The organism is Alteromonas sp. Cnat3-28 (assembly GCF_022348265.1).
Lineage (GTDB): Bacteria > Pseudomonadota > Gammaproteobacteria > Enterobacterales > Alteromonadaceae > Alteromonas > Alteromonas macleodii.
Window position 1 is genome coordinate 1 of the sequence record NZ_JAKREY010000031.1, and the last position, 24690, is coordinate 24690.

Consider the following 24690-nt stretch of genomic DNA (forward strand, 5'->3'; position numbering starts at 1 on the left):
ACCAGTCGATTGAGATAACAGGGCGTGTTGTGTTGCCGCAAAATAGTTGGCATATAGATGCATAGATGAGCGGTGTTTCACTTACTAAATGCGGGTTTGAGAGCAAGCGGTCAGCACGTTTAATCCGGTGTTTCTCAAAGGCTTTAGTCTCAATTCCTCGACCTATGCTGGTTACGGTTGCCGCGCTTCCATTAAGTAGGCTTTTGACGCACGCCGTTACCGCATTTAGACGAGTTTTATGCATATTGTAGCTGACAAGCGTAACGACTTTGTTCACAATAGATAGAGCATTCATGGCTGTTTGGCCTCAGTGATTTTTGGCGATTGATCTGATCACCAAACGTCATGAATGTTCCTATCTTTTTTATCTCGCTGATATCGTTATATTATTTGTGGGGATACCTCAGACTCTGACCCCATTATTTGGTGGTTATTTAACGATGGTCATCTCTTCGATGAGGTTTGTTGCACCGTCAACGTATTCCATTACCCATAACATGTAGCGGCTATCTACATGGATGGTACGGGTTGTTTTCGGATCAAAATCCCAATCAGAATTAACGCTCTCGAACGTACCGTCAAACAACAGACCGATAAGCTCTGCTTTTGCGTTGAGCGTTGCTGAGCCTGAGTTGCCGCCTGTTGAATCTAAATCCGTCAGGAAGTTTACCGGCACGCTGTTAATAGCGTCTAGTTTGTAAGGTCCGTATTTCTTGTCCTCAATAAGCGTAAGCTGCTTTTTAGGAGAGTCGAAAGGTGTCTCGCCTGTGTCTTTCTCGGTAATACCTTCAAGACGAGTGAACGGCTCGTAAATCAGGCCGTCTTTTGGCGAGCCGCCCATTACGTTACCGTAAGTGACGCGCAGCGTACTGTTTGCATCTGGATAAGCAAGGCTGCCCAAAGATTTTTGCCACTCAATAATGGCACTCATGTATTTAGGGCGAAGCGCGGCAGCTTTACCGCTTAGCGTTTTGCTCTTATCTTCAATAGCCATCTCGGTATCGAACAGGGCAATCGCAAGTTTAATGAACGGGTCGTTACTATTTTCGAAATCAGCGCGGCTTGCAGTTAACCATTTCAAACGTTCTTCAGTGTTAGTCAATGAAGTCTTGTCGTAAAACGCCTTTAACTTCTTCTGAAGTGTTTTCCCGTCAGTATCACTATCAATGCCTACTGCTTTATCGAACGCGGCTACTCGGTTTTCTTCAGGCTGTTCAAGGTACATACTAATCATTTTTTGCCAAACGGCCTGATCAACGGCCGGATCAAAGCGACGCTCAATGCGCTCTACGCCTTCTTTCAGGCGAATTTGATCGCGGTCCTGAAATCCAGATTCACGTTCTGCGTCCGGCTTTTCTTTTTCGATGGCATTGCGATAAAGGGTTTGAGCTGACGACAAGAGTTGTGCACGACTTAGGTTGTTGTACCAGAAGTTTTGCTTGTTCATTTGCATTTGTTCAGCACTAACCGCATCAAGATAGGCAAGTGCTTGCTTCATTTCACTCTTACCGTTTTTATCAAGCCATGCAGCTAGTTGCTCTTCACGCTCAGCGCGACGTGGAACAAGTCCAACGCGTTTAGCGCCAGAAAGCTGGCCTAACGTATTTTTGTGGAAGTTGTTAAGTCCCGCTAACAATGCTTCGTATTTGATACGCGCATCGCTGCCTTCTTCAGATGCACTTTCAATAGTTTTAATCCACGCGTCTACCAGTTCAAGGTAAGTGGGATATAACCAATCAAACGTGTACGACACTTGTGATAAACGCGCATAGCGATTAGTAGAGCCAGGGTAGCCCGCTGCCATAACAAAGTCGCCGTCTTCAAGTCCAGCTGCCGAAACTTTCAAGAAATGGTCAGGTTTAAACGGCACGTTCTCTTCACTGTAATCAGCGGGTTTACCGTCTTTACCCACATAAGCACGATAGAAAGAGAAGTCGCCCGTATGACGAGGCCACATCCAGTTATCTACATCACCACCGTATTTACCAATTGAATCAGCAGGCGCGTAGGCAATGCGCACGTCACGAATTTCCATTTGCTTAATTAGCTTATACTCAAGGCCTTGGAAAAATGAAGGCACAGAGCAGCGGAAGCCTGCTTCAGACTCACATTCTGCAATTAATGCTTTGCGGTTCGCTTCAATGAGGTCGTAGCGCTCGCGTCCTTGAACGTCATCGCTGATACCGCCAATGACGTTGTCGGTTACATCAGAAAAATCGACCGTAACGAACATGCGTGTACCCGGCGCGGCCGGCAGTTCTTCACCAATTTCTTTTGCTAGGAAACCATCTTTTAAATAGTTGTTTTCTTGGGTGCTGTTATATTGAACAGAGCCGCGCGCACAGTGGTGATTAGTAACGGCCAAGCCTTTGTCAGAGACAAACGATGCTGAACAGCCACCTAATGAAACAATCGCGCCCATAGGAAACGCGGTTAGGTCGTTAATACTACTAGCAGGGATTGCTAAGCCTGTTTCTTTTAAATCGCCGGCAATTGAAGGGAGTTGTTCTGGCGTGAACATGCCTTCCTTAGCATTTACTTGCATTGCACTGCCAAGTAGCGCGGCAGAAAGACAAAATACACTTACTTTAGACATGGGTGATCCTTGTTCTTGTCGTTAATCTCATTGTTATAAGTCAGTCGTAATAAATACCAAGTTAACGTGTACGTCAACATTGTTACAGTGTAACGATTATATCCGGCTTGCCCTACTAAAAGGCGTATAGCGCACTGCGTGAATTTGTTAAAAAGTGTGACTAACCGCTACTGACAGCGTGGTTGGGGCGTTCATCGCAGAAATAGGAAGACGGGTAATTTGAAGGCAATAAAAAAGGCAGGGTGTGAACCCTGCCTTTCGAATCTTAAGAATCAATAGTTCGTACTTAAAGCACTGATACCAATGCTTTAGCAAGTGTTTCTACGTTTTCTTGGTTGATGCCCGCAATGTTCACGCGGCTAGAATCAACAAAATACACACTGTGCTTTTCACGCACTTCGCGCACTTGCTCTGGAGTAATACACAAGAACGAGAACATACCTTTTTGGTCGTTTACGAAGCTAAAGTCTTTAGGCGAGCCATTATCGTGAAGGTTTTGAACTAGCATTGCACGGAGTGATTTCATGCGATCGCGCATTTCGTTCACTTCAGATACCCACTCGTTGTTAAGGGCTTCGTCAGCTAGGATAATGTCTACCAACGCGCCGCCGTAGCTCGGTGGCATAGAGTAGATGCCACGTGCGATTGACTGAATTTGACCCTGAGCAATTTTACGGGTTGCTGAATCTTCAGTAATGATGGCAGCCAAACCAACACGTTCGCGATAAAGGCCAAAGTTCTTAGAGCAAGAAGCTGCAACGATAACCTCTGGTAGGTTTTCTACCAACAAACGCATGCCGTACGCGTCTTCTTCTAAACCTTCACCAAAACCGAGGTAAGCCACATCGATGAAAGGCAGGAATTCTCGCTCTTTCGCTACTTCTAGTACTTCATCCCATTGTGCATTAGTAAGATCAGCACCTGTAGGGTTGTGACAGCAACCGTGTAGAAGAACGATATCGCCTTTTTCAGTTTTGCGAAGGGTTTCCATCATAGCGTCAAAGCGAATGCTTGCTGACGCTTTATCGAAGTACGGGTAGGTTTCGATTTTAAGACCCGCAGAGCCGATAAGTGGAATGTGGTTCGCCCATGTCGGGTCGCTTACCCATACTTTAGCGTTGTCGTTACAACGGGCAAGTAGTTCTGAAAGAATACGCAATGCACCGCAACCACCTGGAGCTTGAACCGCTGCAACGCGGTCTGCTAATAGAACGGGGCTAGTCTTACCTAATAGCAAAGACAACATACCGTCGATAAAACCTTGGTTGCCCTGAGGCGTGATGTAGGTTTTGCTAGTTTCGGTATCTAAAAGCACTTTTTGCGCTTTTGCGACACTTGAAAGAATAGGGGTATTACCTTGCTCATCTTTATATACGCCAACACCTAAATCGATTTTGTTTGGGTTGGTGTCTTCACGAAAAGCAGCTGACAGGCCAAGAATTGGATCTGGGGCGAGATGGGGTAATACTTCAAACACGATATGTCCTCACGTTACGTTGGTATGCAAAAGATAGCAGGCTGGCATTATGCCACCGATGGTAGAAAAAACGACCCCTAAAGGTTGAAAATATTTCAATTAGTCGAGGAAAGAAAACGTAAACGAAAGTTTCATTTCAAAAACACCCTAAATTGAAAAAGAAAAAGCGCGGGTTTCTTGTGCTTCGCCTTTGTCTGAAAAGCGTCGTTCTTTCCAGGTCAGCGTATTGTTTTTATCTACTAATAGCAGTGTAGAGGTACGCGTTCCGTATTTTTCGGATTGAATAAAAATGGAAGACAACGCCTTTTCCCACTCATAGCCTACGCCCGTGTCGGGTAACAAGGCATCGTCAGCTTTATTGTCGTAACGTAAAATATCAAATAAGTCTTCATCATTAATGATGTTTTGTTTGGTGACATAATTGTTCAATGCGGTAACGCCCTGCGTGACTTTTGGCCAAGGTGTGGCAATATCCGCGTTAGACAAACCGTAGACACCAGTGTCGATAATGTGGGTCGAATTGTTTACGTTGTTGTAAACCTTAAGCGAATTTATATCTCCGAATAACAGGTTGTAGCCGTTGTATCGGTGGCGCGTTTTTTCTAGCGTTGCCAAGTATTGTGATTGTGCAACAGGCTTCATTTCGACTGAGTTGTGCTTCAGCCAGTTGGCGACTAATTCACCTCGCGATACCGCATTTTTGTTGATGTTGTGTGGGTCCCTTACATTAGTAAGCGCCGCCACATATCCGTTACGCGTAACACCCATCCAGGTTCCATTAGCTTCTAAGTCTTGTCCGGCGAGCAAATACGGGTGGCTTTTCCAGAATGAAGACGGCGCGGTTGGTCGTGCGTAAAACTCATCCCGATTCGCAGCGATGATAAGCGGGTAGTCATCTCGCATATTGTTTGCGATAAATAAAATACACATAGCTATATTAAGCCCATATTCTCTAAGAATTCAAAACGCTGCATTGTTAACAATTGCGTTCCAAACCCATTTTGATTACTCTTCGCCAAATTGCGCACACTCCAACGTTTTACTCTGTTAATTAATATGCGGGTACAATATGGAAAGTAAAGCGCTTTTCGTTACGGCATTCCACTTCGAAGCCTCAGAAAATAAATTAGCAAATAGATAACCTAAGTGTAGTAAGCAGAGCATAATAATAATGACAGAAACCTCACACCCTCAAACCCACTCTCAACGGGCCAATAGTGTCAACGTTGGAGAGCATGTCCTTCGCAAGTGGCCCAACTGGTTGTCGTCGTTCGCAGCTTGGGTGCTGACAAAAAGGGGCTGGCGTGTAGAAGGCGAACTAATCAATCAGAAAAAAGCCATTTTAGCGGTAGCACCGCATACATCGAACTGGGACTTCTTTATTGGCTTGTTCGTGGTTTTTTCCTTTAAGCTAAACATTAATTTTTTCGGAAAGCACACCATCTTTGCGCCCCCTTTGGGCGCTATTGTTAAAAGGCTAGGCGGCATTCCTATAGAGAGAAGTAAAGCGCATGGGGTGGTCACGTCTATTGCAAATAAGATAAAGGAAGCCGGTCAATTAATACTCGCGTTAGCGCCAGAGGGTACACGGAGCCCCATTTATCCATGGAAAACAGGCTTTATGCACATTGCACGAGAAGCCGAAATTCCTATACAAGTCATTGGGTTGGACTACACCAGAAAAATGATCGTGTTGGGGCCAATTATTCAGAAAGTGACTAACATAGATGAACAAATGCAAACTATTTATACGTTTTATGATAATGTTTGCGCAAAATATCCTAAAAACTGCATTACAAAGCCATAATCATTTCTATTGAAGTGGTAAGTACGCAACCGTATCAACTCAGAGTACTGGTGCGCACTCGGCTCGGTCGCAAACATCTATTTTCGGAGCTTCACCCGTGACAAAATTGGGATTCACAACCCGTCAGGTTCATTCTGATCGCATGCTAAATACGCCTGAACATGGTGGTGTTCACAGCAGCACGTCTAATTCAGTTCTTTTCGAGTTTAAAGATGCGCAGGGCATCATCGATGCGTTTCAAGGTAAACGAGCTGCTCATGTTTATTCTCGTTCATCGTCACCTTCTGTGGCGGCACTGCAAAATATGCTTAATGATCTGGAAGGCGGTGTGGGTACCTTATGTTACTCAACCGGAATGGCGGCGATAAGCAGCTCGTTATTTGCTTTACTCAAAGCCGGCGACCATTTAATTGTAAGCCAATACCTATTTGGTAATACGCGAAGCTTTTTTGAAACCATTAAAGATTTTGGTGTGCAGGTTACCTACACAGATGTGACCGACATTCAGCAAGTCAAAGAAGCTTACCAGCCAAACACAAAAGGCGTTTACACCGAAACCGTAGCTAACCCTGTGACACAGGTGGCCGACCTTCACGCCATTGGTCAATTCTGTGAAGAGAAGCACATGCTGTTTATGGTTGATAACACCATGACGCCACCCCCTGTTTTTTATGCTAAAGATGTTAAAGCGTCGTTAGTGTTTTGCTCGCTGACAAAATACATTGCAGGTCACGGTAACGTTTTAGGTGGTGCTGTCATTGATACGGGTAACTATGATTGGAGTAAGTTTAGTAACCTAAAACCGGCTTATCAGGTTGCAGATACTGCACAGTGGGGCATTACGCAAATTAAAAAGAAAGGTTTACGCGATTTAGGCGCTACATTGGCACCGCAATCAGCGACGGCCATTGCCCTAGGCATGGAAACCTTAGATTTACGTTTATCACGAAGTCAGCATAATGCTATGCAGTTGGCGACGTTCCTAGATAATCATCCCAAGGTATCTAAAGTCTTCTATCCAGGTCTTGCCGACCACCCTCAGCATTTCATGGCAAGGGAATACCTAAACGACGGCTACGGCGCAATTTTGAGTTTTGACCTTATCGACGGTGCTGATCCAGTGGCGTTTTTAAACGAAATGAAGTTAGTTATTTGCGCCACGCACTTAGGGGATAATCGCACCTTAGCGTTACCAGTTGCGCCTACTATTTATTTTGAGAACACGGCAGAAGAGCGTGAGTTAATGGGTATTTCCGATACCATGCTGCGTATTTCGGTAGGTATTGAAGACACTCAGGATCTGATTGCAGATTTCGACACGGCGCTAAATACCATATAGATAAAATTTTCTTGTCGAGAAACACAAAAAAGGGGCGTTTGCCCCTTTTTTTATTTTAGATTAATTGGGTCTCAATATAATTGAAACACAATGGGTTTAGCTATTTTTGACTAGTCAAAACCTAGCGTAATTTGTCCACGAATTTCACCGCTTGGGAATGCATCTGAGTGGAAGTTAGTGTAAAGACCTCCGTCTGCCATAACATTCATTTGCTCAGCAGTTAACGTAGTATTAGCTGGCACAGACCACATACCGCTGGTACCAGCAGTAAGTCCAATTAGAACATCTCCATTTACGCCCATTTCACCCTCGTGAATGTGAGCCATGTTTGCTGTCATACCGGTAATGGTAACGCTGCCTGACAGTGCACCTGTAGATGTATTCAAAGTAAATGCACCAGCGCCGCTTGCTGTTGTAGTTACTGCAGGCACATCTTGTAGGCCGTTGGCAATGATGCCGTACACTTCAATATTATCAGGTGTGATTTGGCCGCGAATTTCACCACCAGTATTAGCTGCTGTATGCACATTCACATAATGACCACCTGCCAGTAGTTGCGTAGCTGTGGCTTCATCTAGTGCTATGCTTCCGTCTGTCATCCAAACGCCAGCGGTGCTTTCACTTTCCACAAGTCCTACAAGTACGTCACCATTTTCACCAGCAAACCCAGTATGAATGTGCGCCATAGTCGCATTTTCAATAGTGGTTACCGCCACAAGAGAAACGTTGTTGTTTGTGGTGTCGAAGAGCGCATAGCCAGACCCCATTGCCATGGTGTCAACTGCTGGTACCTCTTGGCTGCCGCTTAGTGAGAATGTTACTACCGCAGTTGTGTCGGGAACAATCTGACCACGCACTTCGCCATTAGGGTTAGCGGTAGTGTGAACATTTAAATACCACTCACCGCTAGTCAGCGCGTCTAAGTTGCTAGGTGAAATATTAGTTTCAGCGAGAACATAAGTACCATTACCAGCATCAGTCAGTGGGAAAGCAACCGGACCATTCATACCAATGCCGCCATCGTGTACGTGTACACCAGTAACATCCGTTAAGCCTGATACGTCAACACTTACGCTAAACGCCGGTAAGTCTTCGTCAATTTCGACCACTGCAGTTGCCATAGACATAGTAGTAACGGCAGGCACTTCTTGTGAACCACTTAAGTTTACATTGTAAGTCATGTCAGCATTAAAAGCTGGGGGAGGTGGTGCTAGGCCATCAAGCAACGCTAATTGAGGTAAATCGCCTTCCATTGCACCATCTAATGCGATAGCAGTGTAAATCTCACCATTCTCAAGCGTTAAAACGCCTGTTTCGATTGCCGCTGTTTTGGTGCCTGTTGGTGTAACCGTAACGACGTAGTCACCTTCTGCAAGACTTACGTAACCTGTTTCAACAAGCTCGCCAGTCTCATAGGCAATATCGGCAAATGCCGGGTCAACCGCATCAATTTCACCATCTGCGGTTACGTAAATATCGACGTTACCCGCTGAAGGTGAAGCATGTACAATACGCACTTTCGCTTCTGTCGCTACGGAGCGGGGCATATCAACAAGCACATCAAGTTCTGGTGCAGCCAAAACGTTGTTTGCGATAGCGGTATAAGACATACCTACTTCTAGCGTCAACTCAGCATCGTCAATTGCCACAACACTGTTGTCGCTATCGGCTACAACGTCAATGAGATAGTCACCGGCTGCAACAGACAAATAGTCTGTGGTGCGCGGGAACTGTATTCCGTCCACCAATACTATTTCGTTATTTGCTACAACATCAACCGCTGGTGCGTCGCTGATACCGTGCACAACGCGGATAGCAGCACCTGCTTCTGCATCCCATATCTTGAAGCTTCCATCACCGTCCGCGGCCAGTAATGTTACTGGTGAATCGCCTGTACCTACGTTATTAGTAGCAGCGATAAGCAAATCGGCACCGTCTGCAAGGTTTACCGTACCAGAGTCGTATACAACCGTTGTCTCACCGGCCGGTGTAATACGAATTTGATAATCGCCCGCGGGTACTTGAATCAAATCTGTCGCGTCAGTAAATTCAGCAGTAACAAGCGGCTGCTCGGCAGTGATATCTGTATCTGGTGCCGTAACATAAATATCAACCATAGGAGCCATTGATGCTGCATGTACAATCTGTACTTGAGCATTACCTGCGTCAACTGCGGTTTCCATACTGGTCACTGTTAAAAGCGATAACGACTCATCGCCAACATTACCTACGGCAAAAATATCGTAGTTCATGTCAGCTTCTAAAGTAACGTCAGCTTGCAGCACTTCAGCGTTTTCACCTGGAAGAATACCTGTAACACCAATATCGTACATGCCTGTCTCGACTTCGAAGCGAGATGAAGCAACTTGGTAATCAACGCTTTCGAGATCGTTGAGTATGGCGTCGTTAGCAGTGATGTTTACCATTGGTGCGTCTGATGCTGCGTGAACAACTCGAACGTTTGCGTATTCCGGGGCGGGTGTGGGCTCTTGCACGACATCGTCGTCGTCATCCGAGCAGCCAATTAAAAACAGTGGTAATATTGAACATGCAAGGAGCGCTTTGGTCCTTCTCATAGTTTGTATCCTCTTAATTGTGTTGTGGCAAACTCGGTTACGCTAGCAAATAAAAGAAGATCAACCTCCTTGCAACATTAACGTAATGTAATGTTTTCAATAATTTCACATTTGCTCTTTTCCTTGGCAGTTTGTTCTACAAAATAGAACGAAGCCTTCATGTTTTTGATATTTTCATCCCACCCGATTGCCGTAATATAGCCATATATTATCGAAACAACGAATATTGGAGTTCGGCATGAAAAAAGTACTGGCTATATTTTCCAGCCTAAATGGCAACCAAGGTAATTCTTCAAAGCTTGCAAACGAGTATCTTTCAAAAATTGAGAATGACGGTTCTGTGCACATTAACCGCGTGGATGTTGCCTCTCTGGCACTGCCTCATCTAACAGGTGAAGAAATGCAGGCGTGGATGACTGAGACGTCTGAGCGAAATGAATCACAACAGGCATTGGTAAAAGTCTCTGATGACATTGTTGAAGCAGTAAAAGCGGCTGACGAAATTGTGCTAGCCGTGCCAATGTACAACTTTGGCATCCCATCGAGCTTAAAAGCTTACTTCGACCGTATTGCAAGAGCTGGTATAACATTTAAGTATACCGAGACAGGTCCTGTCGGATTGCTAGAAAATAAATCAGCGACTGTTTTTGCCGCGCGTGGTGGTGTGTATGCAGGTTCAGACTTTGATACGCAAACGCCTTATTTAAAACACTTTTTAAATTTTGTTGGTATCAGTGACGTTAAATTCGTTTCCGCTGAAGGACTTAACATGGGCGAAGAGCAAGCAAACAAGGCTTTTTCTGAAGCAAGCGAAAAAATTATTGAACTAACCAACAACTAAACACACTAAATTAATGCAGTTAGCTAAAACGTAGGAAGTATGTTTTCAGCTAAAAGTGTGTTCCAAGTTGAGTGTGCTTGATTGCCCCGCGTGTTACGCGGGGCTTTTTTATGCGCGGCTTTTAGATTCTCGTTTGGTGTGACCTATAGGCAGCGTTGATATTCGCGGTTTTATTCGCTTTTGAGGAGTGCCTCTATGTCAGCGATAAAAGCCGGATCAGTGGGCTTTGTTGAACTAGGGTAGTGGGTTATTTGCTTACCAGAGCTGTCAATAAGGTACTTATTAAAGTTCCATGATGGCGCTTTGCCGGTGGCGGTTTTTAGCATTCTATACATAGGATCGGCGTCTTCACCTTTTACCGATATTGGTTCAAACATCGGAAACTTTACGCCATAAGTCAATTCACACAGTTCTGCCGTTTTGCCTTCATCATTATCTTCTTGGTTAAAATCGTGCGACGGGAAGCCAAGTACTACAAAATCTTTGTCTTTGTAGTCACTATAAAGGGCTTCTAAACCTTCAAATTGTGGCGTGTAGCCGCAATAGCTGGCTGTGTTCACCACTAAAAGGGTCTTTCCGGCATATTCGTTACACAAATTCACCGTTTCTTGTGAGTTGAGCTTACGCTTCATGAACTTTAGTACGCTGGGGCACTCGCTCGCAAAGCTAGGAGTCGTGAAAAAGCTGAGCGCAAGCAACGCAGGTACAAAACCTTTCGCTTTCATAGTGTTTTACCTCATCAGTGAATTTTTGTTATTTTGTTCAGGCCGACAGACCAGTTTCACAACCATAAACGCAGATGGTTTACGTTTGGTTCACTATCTCAATCGATGAACGTTAGCGCATTAGTAACTGCTCTGCGTATAATGTTAACGTTTTTTACATAACAACGACTTAAAATAATGAAAAAATACTCTTCTTTACTCATCGCGGCTAGCGTTACTTTTGCGTTGGGCGGATGTGCAAGCACTACTAACGAACCATCTAACCAAACCACGTCTACATCGCTTCCTGCTGCCACAGTTCAGCAAACCGTTACACCAGCTGTAGCGCCCCAGAACAGCGTGCAACAAGGTGAAATCACACTGAAGCAAATTATGTCAGATCCTCAATGGATTGGCGCGTTGCCAGAGGCTATGGGTTGGTCGGTCAATGGCGATAAAATTGTTTTTGAAAAAGAAAGGCAAGATAGTGCACTGACAGATGTATATATTGCAGAGCTGTCTGATCCTGCAAATGCCGTTAAAGCACCATTATCAGATTTGCACAAGTATCGTTTTGACGAACGTGTAGTAAGAAATGATGGTGTCATTGCGTATTCGTTCGAAGACAGTGTTTATGTACAATTTACTAATGGTGAAACCGTGCGTATCGCGCGTGGCGGTAATGCGCTCTCAACGCTTTCATTTATGACTGACGGCCGTTTAATGGCGTTAAGCGGTAACAAATTTATTGCTATAGACCTATCTAACGGCACCCGCGAGGAATTGTTAAGCTGGGAGTTTAGCGACGAGCCTAAAGCGGTTGAACCGCCTAAAGATTATATTGCCGAGCAGCAGCAGTCGCTGGTGGAATACATCAAACTACAGCGCAAAAACAGGCAAGAAAAAGATGACGCGCATAAAGCGTTGGCCAAAGAAAACAGCAGTGTAGCACCCACGCCATTTTACTTTGATAAGTCGCATCGACTAGCGGGTATCAGCGTATCACCTGCGGGTAACTTCGCAGTAGTAGCAACCACTGAAAGTAAGCCGACTCGCGATGATAGCGATATCATGCCGCACTACATTCAAGAAGACAGCCGCATTGCTGCGAAGCCGGTACGCCAACGAGTTGCAGATGCTGAATCGGTGAATCACGTGCTGTGGCTGCTTAATTTGAAGACAGGTGAGAAGAGTGAGCTTAAATACTTTAATTTGCCTGGCTACAATGACGACGTACTTGCTGACGTAAAAGCAGAAAACGCGAAGGCAAAAGGCGAGACCTATGAAGTAAATCGTCTGCCTCGCGACATTACCTTGCTGCAAAGCTGGTACTGGACCAAACCTTCAATTCGTTGGCACAAAAACGGTAACGCCGTCGCCGTTATGTTAGAAGCGTGGGACAACAAAGACCGCTGGATCGCTACGGTCGACCTAGAAAATAAAACGCTAGAAAACCAACATAGGCTTCATGACGATGCGTGGGTAAACTACCGTTTCAACGCGTTTGATTGGCTAAATGACAGCGAAACACTTTACTATCAGTCTGAGCATACTGGTTACTCTCACTTATACGTTCAAAAGCCTGGCGAGAAGCCAGTCGCGCTAACCAGCGGCCGTTTTATTGTTGACGATTTAACGCTTTCTAGCGATGACAACTATATCTACTTTAAAGCAAACATGGAGCATCCGGGGCTTTACGAAGTTTATCGTGCTGATTTAAGTGACAATACCATCGATACCATGACTGAATTGAATGGTATGACAGACTATGCACTTAGCCCTGATGGTAAAAATTTGCTGCTAAGCCATAGCAAGGTGAATCAGCCACAAGAGCTTTACATTAAGCCAGCAAACGAAACAACAGCGGCAAAGCAAATCACGCAAAGCACCAGTGCTGATTTTAATGCATTTCCATGGGCGGTGCCTAACATCGTTGCTATTGAATCGTCGCATACCGATGCACCTATTTACGCACGAGTATATTTACCGGAAAATTACGACAAGTCGGCACCAAATAAAGCGGTAGTGTTTAATCACGGTGCAGGCTATTTGCAAAACGCCCACATGGGGTGGTCTGGTTACTTCCGAGAGTACATGTTCCACAGCATGCTCGTGCAGCAAGGCTATGTCGTACTAGATATGGACTATCGCGCTAGTGCTGGCTACGGACGTGATTGGCGAACCGCTATTTATCGTCAAATGGGTACGCCTGAAGTGCAAGATTTGCGTGATGGTGTTAACTGGCTTGTTGAAAATGCAAATGTAGATCGTGAGCGTATTGGCACATACGGCGGTTCATACGGCGGCTTCTTAACCTTTATGTCTATGTTTACCGCGCCAGACCTGTTTGCGGCAGGTGCAGCACTTCGTCCGGTAACCGATTGGGCCCATTACAACACGCCATATACAGCAAACATTCTAAATACGCCTGATATCGACCCCATCGCGTTCGAGCGCAGTTCGCCAATTTATTTCGCAGATGGACTAGAAAAGCCATTGCTTATCAATGCGCCTATGGTTGATGACAATGTGTTTTTCCACGACACCGTGCGATTGGTACAGCGTCTTATCGAGCTTGAGAAAGAAGATTTTGAAACGGCCATTTATCCGGTAGAGCCACATGGCTTTGTGCAGCCAAGCTCTTGGCTTGATGAATACCGCCGTATCTATAAGTTATTTGAAGAAAACTTATAAGCAAAACTGCGAGTGCAACCCAGTGATTAAGAGCCACTGAGTTGCTCACAGCGCGGTAGCTATTAAGGACGGAAAAAGCTTACAAAAAAGGCCCAAATTCAATGAATTCGGGCCTTTTTTAGATCTTCATTTTTTGTTCCAGCACATTTTATCTGTTTTAACGAATTAAAATGCGCAAAAAGAGTGACACTATATCGCTCAAGTTTCTATTTTCTTTTCGCCGTAATAAACATAAGTAAAAAGATTGCGATACCCGTAAGCGCACCGAATAAATGCGCGTCTACGGCAACTTTTGCGTCAATCAGGTTTGCAACTTGTTCGCTACTACCGTCAATTTGTTCGTATCCCACCTTGATGGCTAGACCTATAAGCAATAACCAACCCGACTTCATTTTCTCTTTTATATCAACACAGGCGCCCCATGCGAAAATACCGTGTAATGCGCCAGACAACCCCGCGTACCATATTAGATCTGGAGAGAAGAAATAAAGCCCGACACTGGTTCCTAAGCAGCACCATACAAAAACTTTTAAGTACAAACCAATGCGATAATGTTCACCGTGTAGGGCCCACAATAGTGCCAGACCTGCTAAATTTAAAAGTAGGTGGTAGCCATTGGTATGCACGATATTGCCGCTGACTATTCGCCAAGTTTCTAGACCTTGAATGGCGTACCTGTCGTAAGCCAAATAATTGCCAGACATAGGCTCAAAGAAAAACGCGACAACGGAGCATAGCGCAATAAATAAAGGACCAGCGCTATACTTAAGCGAAAACGGCAGTGACATCATCAGTGTTAGTTATTTTTGAAATTAGAATTTGCTGGCTATGATACAGAAATTGCCTACAGGGTGAAAACTGAAGTACGCCCAAAACAAAAAGACGACAGTAAAGGAGTAATTATGTCTTACATTATTACCGAAACAAATCAGCAATGCTTAACCATTACACTTAACCGAACCGATAAGAAAAATGCGTTAACACGCGACATGTATCAAGAAATGGCGAATGCCATATTAGGTGTTAAGAACGATGGCTCAACCAAAGTGGTGGTTATTAAAGGCGCGGGCGATTGTTTTACTGCAGGAAATGATATTGGAGACTTCGCACAGCAACAAGATCACGCTCAGGTGCCAGAAACAGCTGCCTTTATGCGAGCTTTGGCTGCATGTAATTTACCGGTTATTGCACAAGTTCACGGATTAGCAGTGGGCATAGGCACAACGCTTTTACTTCATTGCGATTTTGTTTACGCCACTCCAGATACCCGATTTGTTCTACCATTCATCAACTTAGGGCTTGTTCCTGAATATGCATCAAGTTATCTTTTGCCTAAGGTTGCAGGTCATATAAAGGCGGCAGAGTGGCTAATGCTGGGCGAACCCTTTACCTCTGCTGATGCCTATCAATTTGGTATTCTGACAAAAATTGTCGACGCTCACGAAATAGATCAAACGGTTCAAACAACGGTAGAGAAACTCGTCGCCAAGCCTTCATTTTCGCTTAAACAAACAAAAGCGCTATTAAAAGGTGACGGAGAGCGAACAAACCAACAAATGAACGAAGAGTTTGATATATTTTTAGAAGCGTTGGGCACAACCGCAGCTCAAGAAGCGTTTGATGCGTTTCTTAAAAAACGCCCAATAAACCCCGAAAAATTTAAATAAGAGGAAATATTATTTTGAGACGCAGTGCTTTTTTCAGAGCTTCAGTGGTAACTCTTGCATTATCTAGCTGTTTTATTTTTGGTGCGAACGCGAAGCAAACACGTGAAGTCGGAGAACCAGAAGCGGCAACAGGCTACATAGAGAAAAAGGCATTTGACGCCGAAGATTATATGGTTGTAGCGGCAAATCCCTATGCGTCTTGGGCGGGAAAGAATATTTTAGAAAAGGGCGGAAGTGCGATCGATGCAGCGGTAGCTGTGCAATCGATGCTTTCGCTGGTTGAACCACAATCGTCAGGTATTGGCGGTGGTGCGTTTATCCTTTATTGGGATAATAAGAACAAAGTACTTCACACCTTTGACGGCCGTGAAACCGCACCGAAAGCTGTCAATTCTCATTGGTTTATTGAAGGTAATAAGCCAATGCGCTGGTTAGATGCCGTAGTAGGCGGTAAGTCAGTTGGCGTGCCTGGTGCAGTAAAAGCGCTAGAAATGGCTCAGGGCGAGTTCGGTAAGCTGCCTTGGAATACGCTGTTCGACGATACAATCAAAACAGCTGAAGACGGCTTTAAAGTATCGCCGCGTTTAGCCAAACTTGTTGCATTGGACTATCACCCTGGTCTTAAAACTTTTCCTGCAAGCTCTACTTATTTCTTCCCGGCAGGCCTGCCGTTAAAAGAAGGCACGGTTAAGAAAAACAAAAAGTTAGCTAAAACCCTAAGAGGTATTGCGGAAAAAGGCAGCGATTATTTACTGAAAGGCGAAGTTGCCGAAAAAATAGTGGAAGCGGTTAATAATGCGGAGATTAACCCTGGCCAAATGTCGTTGGAAGACTTAGCAAGCTACGAACCAGTAAAACGTGAACCCGTATGTGGCCTGTACCACGAAAAACGCATTTGCGGTATGGCACCACCTAGCTCAGGTGGCGTAAACGTTTATCAAATTCTAAAAATGTTAGAAGGTTTTAACCTTAGTCAATACGCACCGGATTCAGTAGAGTTTGCCAACCTATATACGCAAGCAAGTGCGCTTTCATATGCCGACCGCGAGAAGTTCATTGCGGATAGCGATTTTACTAACTTGCCGTTTGCGGCCATGATTAATACCGCTTATCTTCAGCGCCGAGCCGAGAGTATTGCTGTTGATAAAGAGTGGCGCCGCAAACGCGCGGGCAATCCCTACGCCGATGCGAATGTAGCACTTGGTACGTCAATGGAGCTGCCCAATACCTCACACGTTTCTATAGTAGACAAAGAGGGCAATGCAGTATCAATGACTACCAGCATTGAATTTATGTTTGGTTCTGGGATTATGGTAGAAGGCTTCCTGCTTAATAATCAGCTTACCGACTTTTCATTTTCGCCAACCAAAAACCGTTTTCCAGTACCAAATCGCGTAGAGCCTGGTAAGCGTCCTAGAAGTGCTATGAGCCCTACAATGGTGTTCGACAAAGAAGGGAATTTAGAGGTGGTTGTAGGCTCGCCGGGCGGCTCTAGAATTGTAAGCTACGTCGCTCAAACCCTAATTGGAGTTTTAGACTTTGGCTTGGATATTCAGCAAGCCATCAATCTTCCTAAAATTACTAATCGAAACGACTACACTGCGTTAGAGAAGGGCACACCAATAGCTGAGCTTGAAGAGCCGTTAAAGGCACTCGGCCATAACGTTAAAGTAGTGGATTTAAACAGCGGTCTTCATGGCATTCAGTTTAAATCAGGTAAATTAATTGGCGGCGCAGATCCTCGCAGAGAGGGCATTGCAGTAGGGCGCTAATATTACATTTGCCTAGTTAAAACTAGATGCAGCAATGTGCTGTTGGGTGAGTGAAAGCGGAAGGTTAGATATCTTCCGCATTTTTTGTTTGAGGCGGACGGTAACACTCGAGAGAAGAGTTCTCTTTTATCGACTAGTTCGTGTAAGGCAATCAACCATCAAATATTAATATAACCTTCAAGGTAAGACACCGCTTGGCCAGAAATAAGCACGCGGTCACCTGCCACCTCACATTTTAATGTGCCGCCTCGTTTAGATGCCTGATAAGCCATAAGTTTTGATCGTCCAAATACTTTTGCCCAATAAGGCGCTAGCCCAGTGTGGATTGAACCGGTAACCGGGTCTTCATCACCGCCGTTCGCAGGCCAAAAATAACGCGAAACAAAATCAAATTGCGTACCAGGCGCTGTCACTACCACATCATAAGGCGCTAGTGTTTTTAGTTGTTCGCAGTCTTGAATTACGCTTAAAACGTCGTCTTCGTTAGAATAAACAGCAAAGTAAGCTTGGTTATTTTTTAAAATGCTTTTGGGCTTGATAGAAAGCCCTTGTAGTAACGCTTCAGGCACTTCACCGACAGGGCTGGGCATTCTATTAGGGAAATCCATCTGAATAAATCCGTCGCTCTTTTTAACGACTTTCATCATCCCAACCGACTTGGCGAATAGAGAAATGTGCGGTAATTGGTAATTTTCGCTAAAGATTACGAACGCGGATGCCAGCGTTGCATGACCACAAAAATCGATTTCCGTCACAGGGGAAAACCAACGTATAGCGAATACGCCATTATCATCTTCAACTAAAAAGGCGGTTTCTGAAAGGTTATTTTCAGCAGCGATTTCTTGCATTTTTTCATCGCTAAGCCATTTACCCGTTATAACTACTGCAGCAGGATTGCCCTTAAACCTTACATTAGTAAATGCATCAACAACGTTAATTCTAATTTTCATTCGAACGCGCTTTTTTTATGATCGTATTTAAGTCTGGTTTAATTGGCATTGCCTTAAATGGGCTAACGTTAGCGCCACCTGTATTTCCATGAGGTACTAGCCCAAAAACAGTTTTTGTGGCAGCGCCCGCAATTCTGAAAAGTTGACCAAAAAACTCACCAATATTGCCTTGTTTCACTGCCCATAAAAGCATTTGAACGTGTACTTTTACGTGTAGCCTTGTAGACGCTTGACCAAGAACGTGGGCATTTTCTAAATGAGCGAAGGCTTCAGCCTTATTTCCGTAATTTTGCTCATTGCGGGCTAATGCCAACTCATCTTCTACATAAGGGCGAATATTGCGCGTAAAGCCTTTTGCTTTGAACATGGTGTAAGCACCTTTTATTGAGGTTGATTTAAACCAAGCTCTTTTTGCATTTTCTTGGTTAACCCTAACGATACTAGTTTATAAGATGCGTTTAAATAGTATTCTAACGCTTCATCTTCATCGCTCTCGCAATTGTACTGTTGTATCCACTTCATTCCACGACTAGCGAGATAGGGCGCAGGCCTATAGCCAGGCTTTTCTTCCAGAAAATAATAGTTTTGCTCAGATGTTTTAAAGGTAAAAGCAGGGTGTCCGTCCTTGCCAATGCTCCCTATAGCAAAGACTTTCCCACCTATTTTCCATACTTCTGAATTTCCCCACTGAACGACGTGAGTAGTGTGGGGGAGTGCTTTGCAATAGTGATTGAATTCATCAATGGTCATATGATTCTATTTATTGAAGAAGCTGACTAGTGGTTACTGTGATTAGTAAGCATCTTAATAAAGGTTTGGTTCATATCGCTACCCTCTTTTAAGAACTCGTAGTTAAGCAAGTGGTCTGCCCCTTGGTAGCTTATGTGCTTACACTTATGTTTAGTGCGCGCATTCATTTTTTCACAAACTGTTTCAGCCATAGTAGGCGAGGGCCAAATTTCGTCGTTTTCGCCAGTCATTAACACAACATCGGCGCTGATTTTCTGTACAGGAATATTAGCTTTACCGTTGTCTGCTCGATTTTCTAAAGATTGCGTATAGAGATCTAGCAAACCATTAACTTCACCCGACGGGTTGAAAGGAACAAACGCTAAGTCTTGCCCGTCGTAAGTCCAGCTGGAACCAGGCACTTTACTCCAATCTTTCAAAATACCCGCCCAAACAACAGAGCTAGGCGCAATAGCAACCACATTTGAAATACTTGGTTCTTTTGACGCTAGAAGAAGTGACAGTTCAGCGCCTTTCGACCAGCCAACTACAATAATGTCGTCCGGCGTGGTTTCTGGTTGTGATTTTAACCACGACATAGCCTGAATTACATATTCAAGAGGTATTCTCTCTAACTCTGGTGGTAAGCCTTCTTCCTTAAAATAAGCTAAAGCTAGGGTAGGGAATCCCGCTTCAACGATTGGACTAGCGAGCTTTTCTGGCACGCCGCCTTCGGATCCTCCAAGCACTAAAACGCCAATTTTACGTTCTTGTGACTCTGAAGAGTAATACGTAGCAACAAAACCATCATCTTCTATTTTTAGCGAGCGCGTAGAGGCTTCACACGAGAAAGAGACAAGCAAGGAAAAGAAAAAATAGATAAGTAAGGTTTGTGTTTTCATTTTTTTACCCGTTTTTTTAACATAAAGTTAAGGTTGAGAACTCAACTGAAATAGCGCGCTCAATTATTCAATGGTCTTATGATTTTGTATATCGTTGCATATTTCGCAATGGATCCGCTTTTTAAAATTGTAAATGCGGCGAGCTGCAAATATAGAAATGGATATAAAAGCCCATGTAACCCCGAATTCAAGAGAGTAGGAAAAAGACTGGCCTTTAAAGTATTGAACACTTGCAAAAATAGTGGCCAGCAAGGGAAATGCGACTAGGTATTGTAAAGTCCATTTTTTTATAGGCATTGTCGTTCCTTCGTAAATTTTCAAAATATAGATTTAGGCTATCACTAGTGTTCATCTACATATAAGCGTTGATAAAATGCGTGTCAATTTTAACCTTAAGATTAGACATGCCACTGTTGCGCATCTCTACCTTTTTACGAATTTGCTTACACCTTCTCTGAACCTGATACTAACTGGTCAATACAGCCACTTAGCTTTGAATAGGACAGAGGAAGGTTAACCGATGAATGTCTAGTGCCGTTGCCAGTCAAAAGGAATTGAAAAGCGCAACAATAAGAGCCGGTGACCGGCGCAGCTCTACATGTGTTTGACGTAGGCAATTTGCCTAACATCAGCCATGACAGACGAAGTAAACGAGTTCCAAAAAGGCAACGGTATTGATCTTGAAATAGTGGTCAAGGGGCTATCTTTTTTCATTGACAGCCCGGAGGCTCATATGTGTTAGTTGCCGTAAATTCAATAGGTGTGCTAACATTTGTGTGTACATTTCATAAGGAGTTTACCATGGACACCCGTATTCAGTTTAGAGTAGATGAAGAAACTAAACGGCTAGCTCAGATAATGGCCGAAAGCCAAGGACGCACTTTAAGTGACGCTTGTAGAGAGCTTACGGAAGAACTCGCTGAACAGCAACGAAAAATAATGACTCATGATCAGTGGCTTACTGAAGAGGTTAATGCTGCGTTTAGTAAATTAGAGAGTGGGCAAAGTAAGTTTGTCAGTCATGAAGAAGCGAACTTGGACATGGAAGCTCGAAAAATGAAAATTAGGAATAAAGCCAAAAAATGATCTTATGGGAAAAAAGTTCGTTGGACGATCGTGAGGCTATTTTCGAGTTTTTATACGAATTTAACCCATTAGCAGCAGAAAAAACTGATGCAATAATTGAGAAGAAAGTTGAAAACTTGAACCAGCAACCTCTTATGGGAGTGGAGAGAGAGGGTATACCGGGAAGACTGTTAATAATTCCAGAGGTTTCAATGATTGTTTCATATTTTATAAAAGACGACATTATTCACATTCTTCGAGTTTTACACCAAAAGCAAAAATTTCCTGTAGGCAACTAACTTTTAAATATGGGGCACAAACAAGCAGGCTATAATGGCGAAGCCGCCTGCCTGTTTGTGTCCCAGCCCGCCTGCGGGCGACATAATTTTTTTGTTATGTGCAAATGTTACTACGAGCTTGTTTTACCATTTGACGAACTCAAGCTGTTAATGATTTGATCTAGTTTTTCAGCGCTTACGCTATCGTTGAAATACAATCTAAACAGCCCACCAGTATTAGCAGAACCGTCAATAACACCTTTGGGAATGATAGAAAACTGCTCAATAAGTAGATCTTCCAATTCATCTAAATCGTTGTAACTTTCCGTCTCAACAAAAGTGCCGAAAGTATCCCTGCCTATTTGAACCTTAAAATCGATCATCTGAAACTCAAATCATACACCTGCACATAACTTTTAAATAAGGGGCGCTGGCACGTGGGGCATCATGGCGCAGCCGCCCCGCGTGTATGCGTCCCAGCGAGATAATTGGACTCCCCCGCACCTGAAGGTTTGGGGTAATATTTTTGTTACCACACAAAAAATATTAAAGAGAGTCCTTAATATGTATCGTACTAAAGTCGGCGTTGATTTAGCAAAAAATATAATTCAGGTTTGCACATTACACGGTAAAAAAGTTACGTCTAATGTAGAAATGAGTACCGATGAATTTTCACTTTGGTTAGCTCAATCTAAGCCCGTCACTGTAGCGTTTGAAGCTTGCTCTACTTCAAATTATTGGTATCAACAAGCCATTAAAGCTGGTCATGATGCTCGACTGATTAGTGCCAAATTGGTCAAAGCTGTTAGGCAGAACCAAAAGACAGATAAGAATGATGCATTGGCAATCGCACAGACCTTATTTTTACCAGAAGTGTCTTTTATAAACGGTAAAAGTATTGAGCAACAACAGTTGCAATCAATTCAACGTTTACGCGAGTTAGCAATTAAGAGTCAAAACGCCTCGCAGAAACAAATAGTATCGTTACTGTTAGAACTAAATATCCGTTTACCCAACACACAGGGCGGCATACTGCGAGGGTTGGAAGGTGTACTTGAAGATGGAGAGATTAATTTGTCTGATACCTTCCGTGCCACTCTCTCGGTCGCTAAAGTACAACTTGAAAACATGATTAGTGCTATTGGTGAATACGATAAATATTTAGAACAAAGTATCCAATCATTACCTGATTGTAAGAAGCTATTAAAGCTTGAGGGTGTAGGTCCAGTTAATGCGGTAAACCTTTATATTGCTTTGGGTGCAAATCAATCGCAGCCGTTTAAGAGCGGAAAGAATGCGTCTGCTTGTATTGGTTTAACGCCCATTCAGCATTCCTCTGGTGGTAAAGAAGTCATGGGAACCATAGGTAAGTATTGTAAAAACGGCTCCCTTCGAAGTCAGCTGATCACTGGTGCCATGTCAGTGGTGATTAAAGTGATAAAATACGGCGCAAAAACGAAAAAAGAACTTTGGTTGCAGGGCTTAATGCAACGGCGAGGTAATAGGTGTGCAGCTGTAGCCCTGGCTAACAAGACAGTCAGAACTGCTTATAGTCTGCTGCAAAATAATACAGAGTATCACGCTGCATAACTCACAGCGCAAAATGAGTTAACCAACTAAAATGCTTGAACAAAGATAAAAATCTACAAACGAAGTCAGCCGCAAGCTTGGAGCATAAAAGCTCGCCAGCGAGACTTGGCCGTTTGTTCGCGTAAACATCAGTGAGCCAGAGATAGCTTCTCTACTAGAGCTCGAACATAAGCACGCATCTTTCTTTTTGTGATATTAAGTTTTGGTTGTTGACATGGGGGAGTCCACATAAGCTTGCGACCGACTACAGCGGTTTGTTAGGTAACCTTACCCAAAAATAGCAGTGAAGCACAATATGGAAAATACCAATAACAAGTGGTGAGTAGAATAAATAGACAACCAATGGATGATAGCTCAGGTAAAGTGCTGAGGTTGGGTCTGCTGTTCCAAGATAGATAATTGTTGCCAAAGACAACACGCCTGCAAGGAGAAAAAGAAGCCGTTTAATGAAAGAAATATAAAGCCCCCAGCAGAGAGATGTAAGAGCAATAAAACCCAGAAGACCACCACAGCTAAGAAGTGTGCAAACAATAGCAACAAGATAATTATCTTCGCTTATTGCTGCGAACCCCATCAGAAATACAAATGCGGATAGAAAAGTAAGTATAAGGGCAGGCAACCAAGCAAAAATGGTTGTGATGCCAATTACTATTTCTCGGTAAAACATCTGTGGTTACCTAACGCCTAGCACACGGGCAATAGCGAAGGGCCACTTTTTTGCGCTCTTTGCAAAAAAGGGGAACTGCGCGTTATTGTCCCGTGCTGCGCTTTGTTAGCCCCAACACTGAACGTTCGCAGCTTCGCTGCCCTGCTCCAAGATGTTTGCATTACTTATTGCCCTTCCCTGATTTGTATTTACCTTAAACAACCACCAGAAAAACAACAACTGATTTTTGCAGCAACCATTTGCCGGAACTGCTAAAGCTAAGTTGCCAATGAACCTGAGAATTGCGCTATACGATTGCAGATAAAAGAACATGCCGCTTACAACGAAAGATTGCCCGCGCCGCGCAAACCACGGGAAGAAACGCCCTTGATTAGCTGATAGCCCTGGAAACAAAAATAACCAAAGACGGTGGGCCGCTAAAACGAGTGATGACACCGGCGCAAACATTACCCCGATCTTTTATTTTTGGATGAATTAACGAATGGGGGCTAACATTAAGCTAAGCGGCGCAGTTGCGTGGGGCATAATGGCGAAGCCGCCCCGCGTAAATGCGTCCGAGCGACCGAAGGGAGTGGTCTTAAGCGCCTTGTTATAAGCAGAGCCAGTTCCTTTGGTCTTTTTAAAAACTGTTGATGCCAGCATACGATTGATTGTGAACACAAACAAGTAGAACGACAGTGGACTGATGGTTTTGATTTGGCAGAAGCTAGCCGCCATCTGAACTACCGAGTGTAATGGCGCTTGCTGGCTGAAAATAAGGATTTGGAGATTAAGCGCCTATTACACCACCTTTGAATTGAGAGCGGCGGAATAAAACCTACCACAAGCCAGAGGGATGCTAATGAAAACAGGAGAGGGCAGTTGCACTAGGATTTGTATAAAGCCAAACGCAGTTAAGGCTGACGCCTTATAACGCCGTGCTCACCGGCGAATTTGGAGCGCAGCGGAAAATTTGTCCGTGTGCAGCACTTTGTTATGCATTGTCATTAGGTTTTCTGTTCTCTTTCAATAGCCACATCTAGCGCTTCCCGAATTC

22 protein-coding genes and 1 pseudogene are annotated in these 24690 nt (G+C 44.0%); 9 read left to right on the forward strand and 14 right to left on the reverse strand.

The window, feature by feature from the left end; all coding sequences use genetic code 11:
• From MHM87_RS18875 to MHM87_RS18890, 4 genes and pseudogenes are all read right to left on the reverse strand, one after another.
• Nucleotides 1-295, reverse strand: a pseudogene (locus MHM87_RS18875) (transposase); the annotation flags it as partial.
• A 135-nt stretch (nucleotides 296-430) separates the two neighbouring features.
• Complete coding sequence (locus tag MHM87_RS18880; protein ID WP_239260671.1) at nucleotides 431-2596, reverse strand: S46 family peptidase; 2166 nt, start codon at nucleotides 2594-2596, stop codon at nucleotides 431-433.
• Between the two features lie 286 nt (nucleotides 2597-2882).
• Nucleotides 2883-4073, reverse strand: coding sequence for an amino acid aminotransferase (locus tag MHM87_RS18885; RefSeq protein ID WP_014949721.1), 1191 nt, complete (start codon nucleotides 4071-4073; stop codon nucleotides 2883-2885).
• Between the two features lie 147 nt (nucleotides 4074-4220).
• The gene (locus tag MHM87_RS18890) at nucleotides 4221-5003 is read right to left on the reverse strand and encodes an NRDE family protein (RefSeq protein WP_239260673.1); all 783 of its coding nucleotides are present in this window, start codon (nucleotides 5001-5003) and stop codon (nucleotides 4221-4223) included.
• Nucleotides 5004-5244: 241 nt separating this feature from the next.
• Between MHM87_RS18890 and MHM87_RS18895 the strand changes: the two genes are divergently transcribed.
• Nucleotides 5245-5880, forward strand: coding sequence for a 1-acyl-sn-glycerol-3-phosphate acyltransferase (locus MHM87_RS18895; RefSeq protein ID WP_239260675.1), 636 nt, complete (start codon nucleotides 5245-5247; stop codon nucleotides 5878-5880).
• 97 nt (nucleotides 5881-5977) lie between these two features.
• Nucleotides 5978-7219 (forward strand): cystathionine gamma-synthase family protein, encoded by a 1242-nt coding sequence (locus MHM87_RS18900; protein WP_039225530.1) that lies wholly within the window; start codon nucleotides 5978-5980, stop codon nucleotides 7217-7219.
• Nucleotides 7220-7329: 110 nt separating this feature from the next.
• Here the strand turns inward: MHM87_RS18900 and MHM87_RS18905 are convergent, their stop codons facing one another.
• Nucleotides 7330-9795 (reverse strand): CHRD domain-containing protein, encoded by a 2466-nt coding sequence (locus tag MHM87_RS18905; RefSeq protein WP_239260677.1) that lies wholly within the window; start codon nucleotides 9793-9795, stop codon nucleotides 7330-7332.
• Nucleotides 9796-10033: 238 nt separating this feature from the next.
• On the opposite strand from MHM87_RS18905, the gene MHM87_RS18910 reads away from it, so the two are divergent.
• Complete coding sequence (locus tag MHM87_RS18910; RefSeq protein ID WP_239260679.1) at nucleotides 10034-10636, forward strand: NAD(P)H-dependent oxidoreductase; 603 nt, start codon at nucleotides 10034-10036, stop codon at nucleotides 10634-10636.
• Nucleotides 10637-10806: 170 nt separating this feature from the next.
• On the opposite strand, the gene MHM87_RS18915 is transcribed toward MHM87_RS18910, so the two are convergent.
• Nucleotides 10807-11361 carry a glutathione peroxidase gene (locus tag MHM87_RS18915; RefSeq protein WP_014949715.1) on the reverse strand — a complete coding sequence of 185 codons (555 nt, stop codon included), beginning with the start codon at nucleotides 11359-11361 and terminating at the stop codon, nucleotides 10807-10809.
• Nucleotides 11362-11538: 177 nt separating this feature from the next.
• On the opposite strand from MHM87_RS18915, the gene MHM87_RS18920 reads away from it, so the two are divergent.
• Nucleotides 11539-14034 (forward strand): prolyl oligopeptidase family serine peptidase, encoded by a 2496-nt coding sequence (locus MHM87_RS18920; RefSeq protein WP_239260681.1) that lies wholly within the window; start codon nucleotides 11539-11541, stop codon nucleotides 14032-14034.
• 206 nt (nucleotides 14035-14240) lie between these two features.
• Here the strand turns inward: MHM87_RS18920 and rrtA are convergent, their stop codons facing one another.
• Nucleotides 14241-14825 (reverse strand): rhombosortase, encoded by a 585-nt coding sequence (gene rrtA / locus MHM87_RS18925; protein WP_014949713.1) that lies wholly within the window; start codon nucleotides 14823-14825, stop codon nucleotides 14241-14243.
• 111 nt (nucleotides 14826-14936) lie between these two features.
• Between rrtA and MHM87_RS18930 the strand changes: the two genes are divergently transcribed.
• On the forward strand, nucleotides 14937-15701 hold the full coding sequence (locus tag MHM87_RS18930; RefSeq protein WP_230598867.1) for an enoyl-CoA hydratase: 765 nt from the start codon (nucleotides 14937-14939) through the stop codon (nucleotides 15699-15701).
• 14 nt (nucleotides 15702-15715) lie between these two features.
• Entirely contained in the window at nucleotides 15716-17473 is a 1758-nt protein-coding gene (ggt, locus tag MHM87_RS18935) for a gamma-glutamyltransferase (RefSeq protein WP_239260683.1), read from the forward strand.
• Nucleotides 17474-17631: 158 nt separating this feature from the next.
• Here ggt and MHM87_RS18940 read toward each other — a convergent pair whose 3' ends face one another.
• The 4 genes from MHM87_RS18940 to MHM87_RS18955 are packed head-to-tail and all read right to left on the reverse strand — an operon-like array spanning nucleotide 17632 to nucleotide 20054.
• On the reverse strand, nucleotides 17632-18423 hold the full coding sequence (locus MHM87_RS18940) for a PhzF family phenazine biosynthesis protein (protein WP_239260685.1): 792 nt from the start codon (nucleotides 18421-18423) through the stop codon (nucleotides 17632-17634).
• Nucleotides 18413-18790 carry a DUF3703 domain-containing protein gene (locus MHM87_RS18945; RefSeq protein WP_049588956.1) on the reverse strand — a complete coding sequence of 126 codons (378 nt, stop codon included), beginning with the start codon at nucleotides 18788-18790 and terminating at the stop codon, nucleotides 18413-18415. Before MHM87_RS18945 ends, MHM87_RS18940 begins: the two co-directional genes overlap by 11 nt.
• A gap of 14 nt (nucleotides 18791-18804) precedes the next feature.
• The gene (locus MHM87_RS18950) at nucleotides 18805-19173 is read right to left on the reverse strand and encodes an MmcQ/YjbR family DNA-binding protein (RefSeq protein WP_239260687.1); all 369 of its coding nucleotides are present in this window, start codon (nucleotides 19171-19173) and stop codon (nucleotides 18805-18807) included.
• Nucleotides 19174-19199: 26 nt separating this feature from the next.
• Nucleotides 19200-20054, reverse strand: a complete 855-nt coding sequence (locus MHM87_RS18955) for an acyl-CoA thioester hydrolase/BAAT C-terminal domain-containing protein (RefSeq protein WP_239260689.1) — start codon at nucleotides 20052-20054, stop codon at nucleotides 19200-19202.
• Nucleotides 20055-20855: 801 nt separating this feature from the next.
• On the opposite strand from MHM87_RS18955, the gene MHM87_RS18960 reads away from it, so the two are divergent.
• Together MHM87_RS18960 and MHM87_RS18965 are read left to right on the forward strand one after the other, a co-directional pair.
• Nucleotides 20856-21140 (forward strand): damage-inducible protein J, encoded by a 285-nt coding sequence (locus MHM87_RS18960; protein WP_039220741.1) that lies wholly within the window; start codon nucleotides 20856-20858, stop codon nucleotides 21138-21140.
• Nucleotides 21137-21418 (forward strand): type II toxin-antitoxin system RelE/ParE family toxin, encoded by a 282-nt coding sequence (locus MHM87_RS18965; protein WP_136783859.1) that lies wholly within the window; start codon nucleotides 21137-21139, stop codon nucleotides 21416-21418. Before MHM87_RS18960 ends, MHM87_RS18965 begins: the two co-directional genes overlap by 4 nt.
• Before the next feature lie 110 nt (nucleotides 21419-21528).
• Here MHM87_RS18965 and MHM87_RS18970 read toward each other — a convergent pair whose 3' ends face one another.
• Nucleotides 21529-21780, reverse strand: coding sequence for a hypothetical protein (locus MHM87_RS18970; RefSeq protein WP_239260691.1), 252 nt, complete (start codon nucleotides 21778-21780; stop codon nucleotides 21529-21531).
• 181 nt (nucleotides 21781-21961) lie between these two features.
• Here MHM87_RS18970 and MHM87_RS18975 point away from each other — a divergent pair, with 181 nt between their 5' ends.
• Nucleotides 21962-22987, forward strand: a complete 1026-nt coding sequence (locus MHM87_RS18975) for an IS110 family transposase (protein ID WP_014998554.1) — start codon at nucleotides 21962-21964, stop codon at nucleotides 22985-22987.
• Between the two features lie 244 nt (nucleotides 22988-23231).
• Here the strand turns inward: MHM87_RS18975 and MHM87_RS18980 are convergent, their stop codons facing one another.
• Nucleotides 23232-23654 carry a hypothetical protein gene (locus MHM87_RS18980; protein WP_239260693.1) on the reverse strand — a complete coding sequence of 141 codons (423 nt, stop codon included), beginning with the start codon at nucleotides 23652-23654 and terminating at the stop codon, nucleotides 23232-23234.
• Between the two features lie 474 nt (nucleotides 23655-24128).
• Nucleotides 24129-24371, reverse strand: a complete 243-nt coding sequence (locus tag MHM87_RS18985) for a hypothetical protein (protein WP_239260695.1) — start codon at nucleotides 24369-24371, stop codon at nucleotides 24129-24131.
• Nucleotides 24372-24690: the final 319 nt, after the last annotated feature.

What these genes read in the sequence shown, in the direction of transcription:
- MHM87_RS18880 (WP_239260671.1), bottom strand. Translation starts at nt 2,596, where the DNA reads ATGTCTAAAGTAAGTGTATTTTGTCTTTCTGCCGCGCTACTTGGCAGT.
- MHM87_RS18890 (WP_239260673.1), bottom strand. Translation starts at nt 5,003, where the DNA reads ATGTGTATTTTATTTATCGCAAACAATATGCGAGATGACTACCCGCTT.
- MHM87_RS18895 (WP_239260675.1), top strand. Translation starts at nt 5,245, where the DNA reads ATGACAGAAACCTCACACCCTCAAACCCACTCTCAACGGGCCAATAGT.
- MHM87_RS18905 (WP_239260677.1), bottom strand. Translation starts at nt 9,795, where the DNA reads ATGAGAAGGACCAAAGCGCTCCTTGCATGTTCAATATTACCACTGTTT.
- MHM87_RS18910 (WP_239260679.1), top strand. Translation starts at nt 10,034, where the DNA reads ATGAAAAAAGTACTGGCTATATTTTCCAGCCTAAATGGCAACCAAGGT.
- MHM87_RS18915 (WP_014949715.1), bottom strand. Translation starts at nt 11,361, where the DNA reads ATGAAAGCGAAAGGTTTTGTACCTGCGTTGCTTGCGCTCAGCTTTTTC.
- MHM87_RS18920 (WP_239260681.1), top strand. Translation starts at nt 11,539, where the DNA reads ATGAAAAAATACTCTTCTTTACTCATCGCGGCTAGCGTTACTTTTGCG.
- rrtA (WP_014949713.1), bottom strand. Translation starts at nt 14,825, where the DNA reads ATGATGTCACTGCCGTTTTCGCTTAAGTATAGCGCTGGTCCTTTATTT.
- MHM87_RS18930 (WP_230598867.1), top strand. Translation starts at nt 14,937, where the DNA reads ATGTCTTACATTATTACCGAAACAAATCAGCAATGCTTAACCATTACA.
- MHM87_RS18940 (WP_239260685.1), bottom strand. Translation starts at nt 18,423, where the DNA reads ATGAAAATTAGAATTAACGTTGTTGATGCATTTACTAATGTAAGGTTT.
- MHM87_RS18945 (WP_049588956.1), bottom strand. Translation starts at nt 18,790, where the DNA reads ATGTTCAAAGCAAAAGGCTTTACGCGCAATATTCGCCCTTATGTAGAA.
- MHM87_RS18950 (WP_239260687.1), bottom strand. Translation starts at nt 19,173, where the DNA reads ATGACCATTGATGAATTCAATCACTATTGCAAAGCACTCCCCCACACT.
- MHM87_RS18955 (WP_239260689.1), bottom strand. Translation starts at nt 20,054, where the DNA reads ATGAAAACACAAACCTTACTTATCTATTTTTTCTTTTCCTTGCTTGTC.
- MHM87_RS18960 (WP_039220741.1), top strand. Translation starts at nt 20,856, where the DNA reads ATGGACACCCGTATTCAGTTTAGAGTAGATGAAGAAACTAAACGGCTA.
- MHM87_RS18965 (WP_136783859.1), top strand. Translation starts at nt 21,137, where the DNA reads ATGATCTTATGGGAAAAAAGTTCGTTGGACGATCGTGAGGCTATTTTC.
- MHM87_RS18970 (WP_239260691.1), bottom strand. Translation starts at nt 21,780, where the DNA reads ATGATCGATTTTAAGGTTCAAATAGGCAGGGATACTTTCGGCACTTTT.
- MHM87_RS18975 (WP_014998554.1), top strand. Translation starts at nt 21,962, where the DNA reads ATGTATCGTACTAAAGTCGGCGTTGATTTAGCAAAAAATATAATTCAG.
- MHM87_RS18980 (WP_239260693.1), bottom strand. Translation starts at nt 23,654, where the DNA reads ATGTTTTACCGAGAAATAGTAATTGGCATCACAACCATTTTTGCTTGG.
- MHM87_RS18985 (WP_239260695.1), bottom strand. Translation starts at nt 24,371, where the DNA reads ATGGCGGCTAGCTTCTGCCAAATCAAAACCATCAGTCCACTGTCGTTC.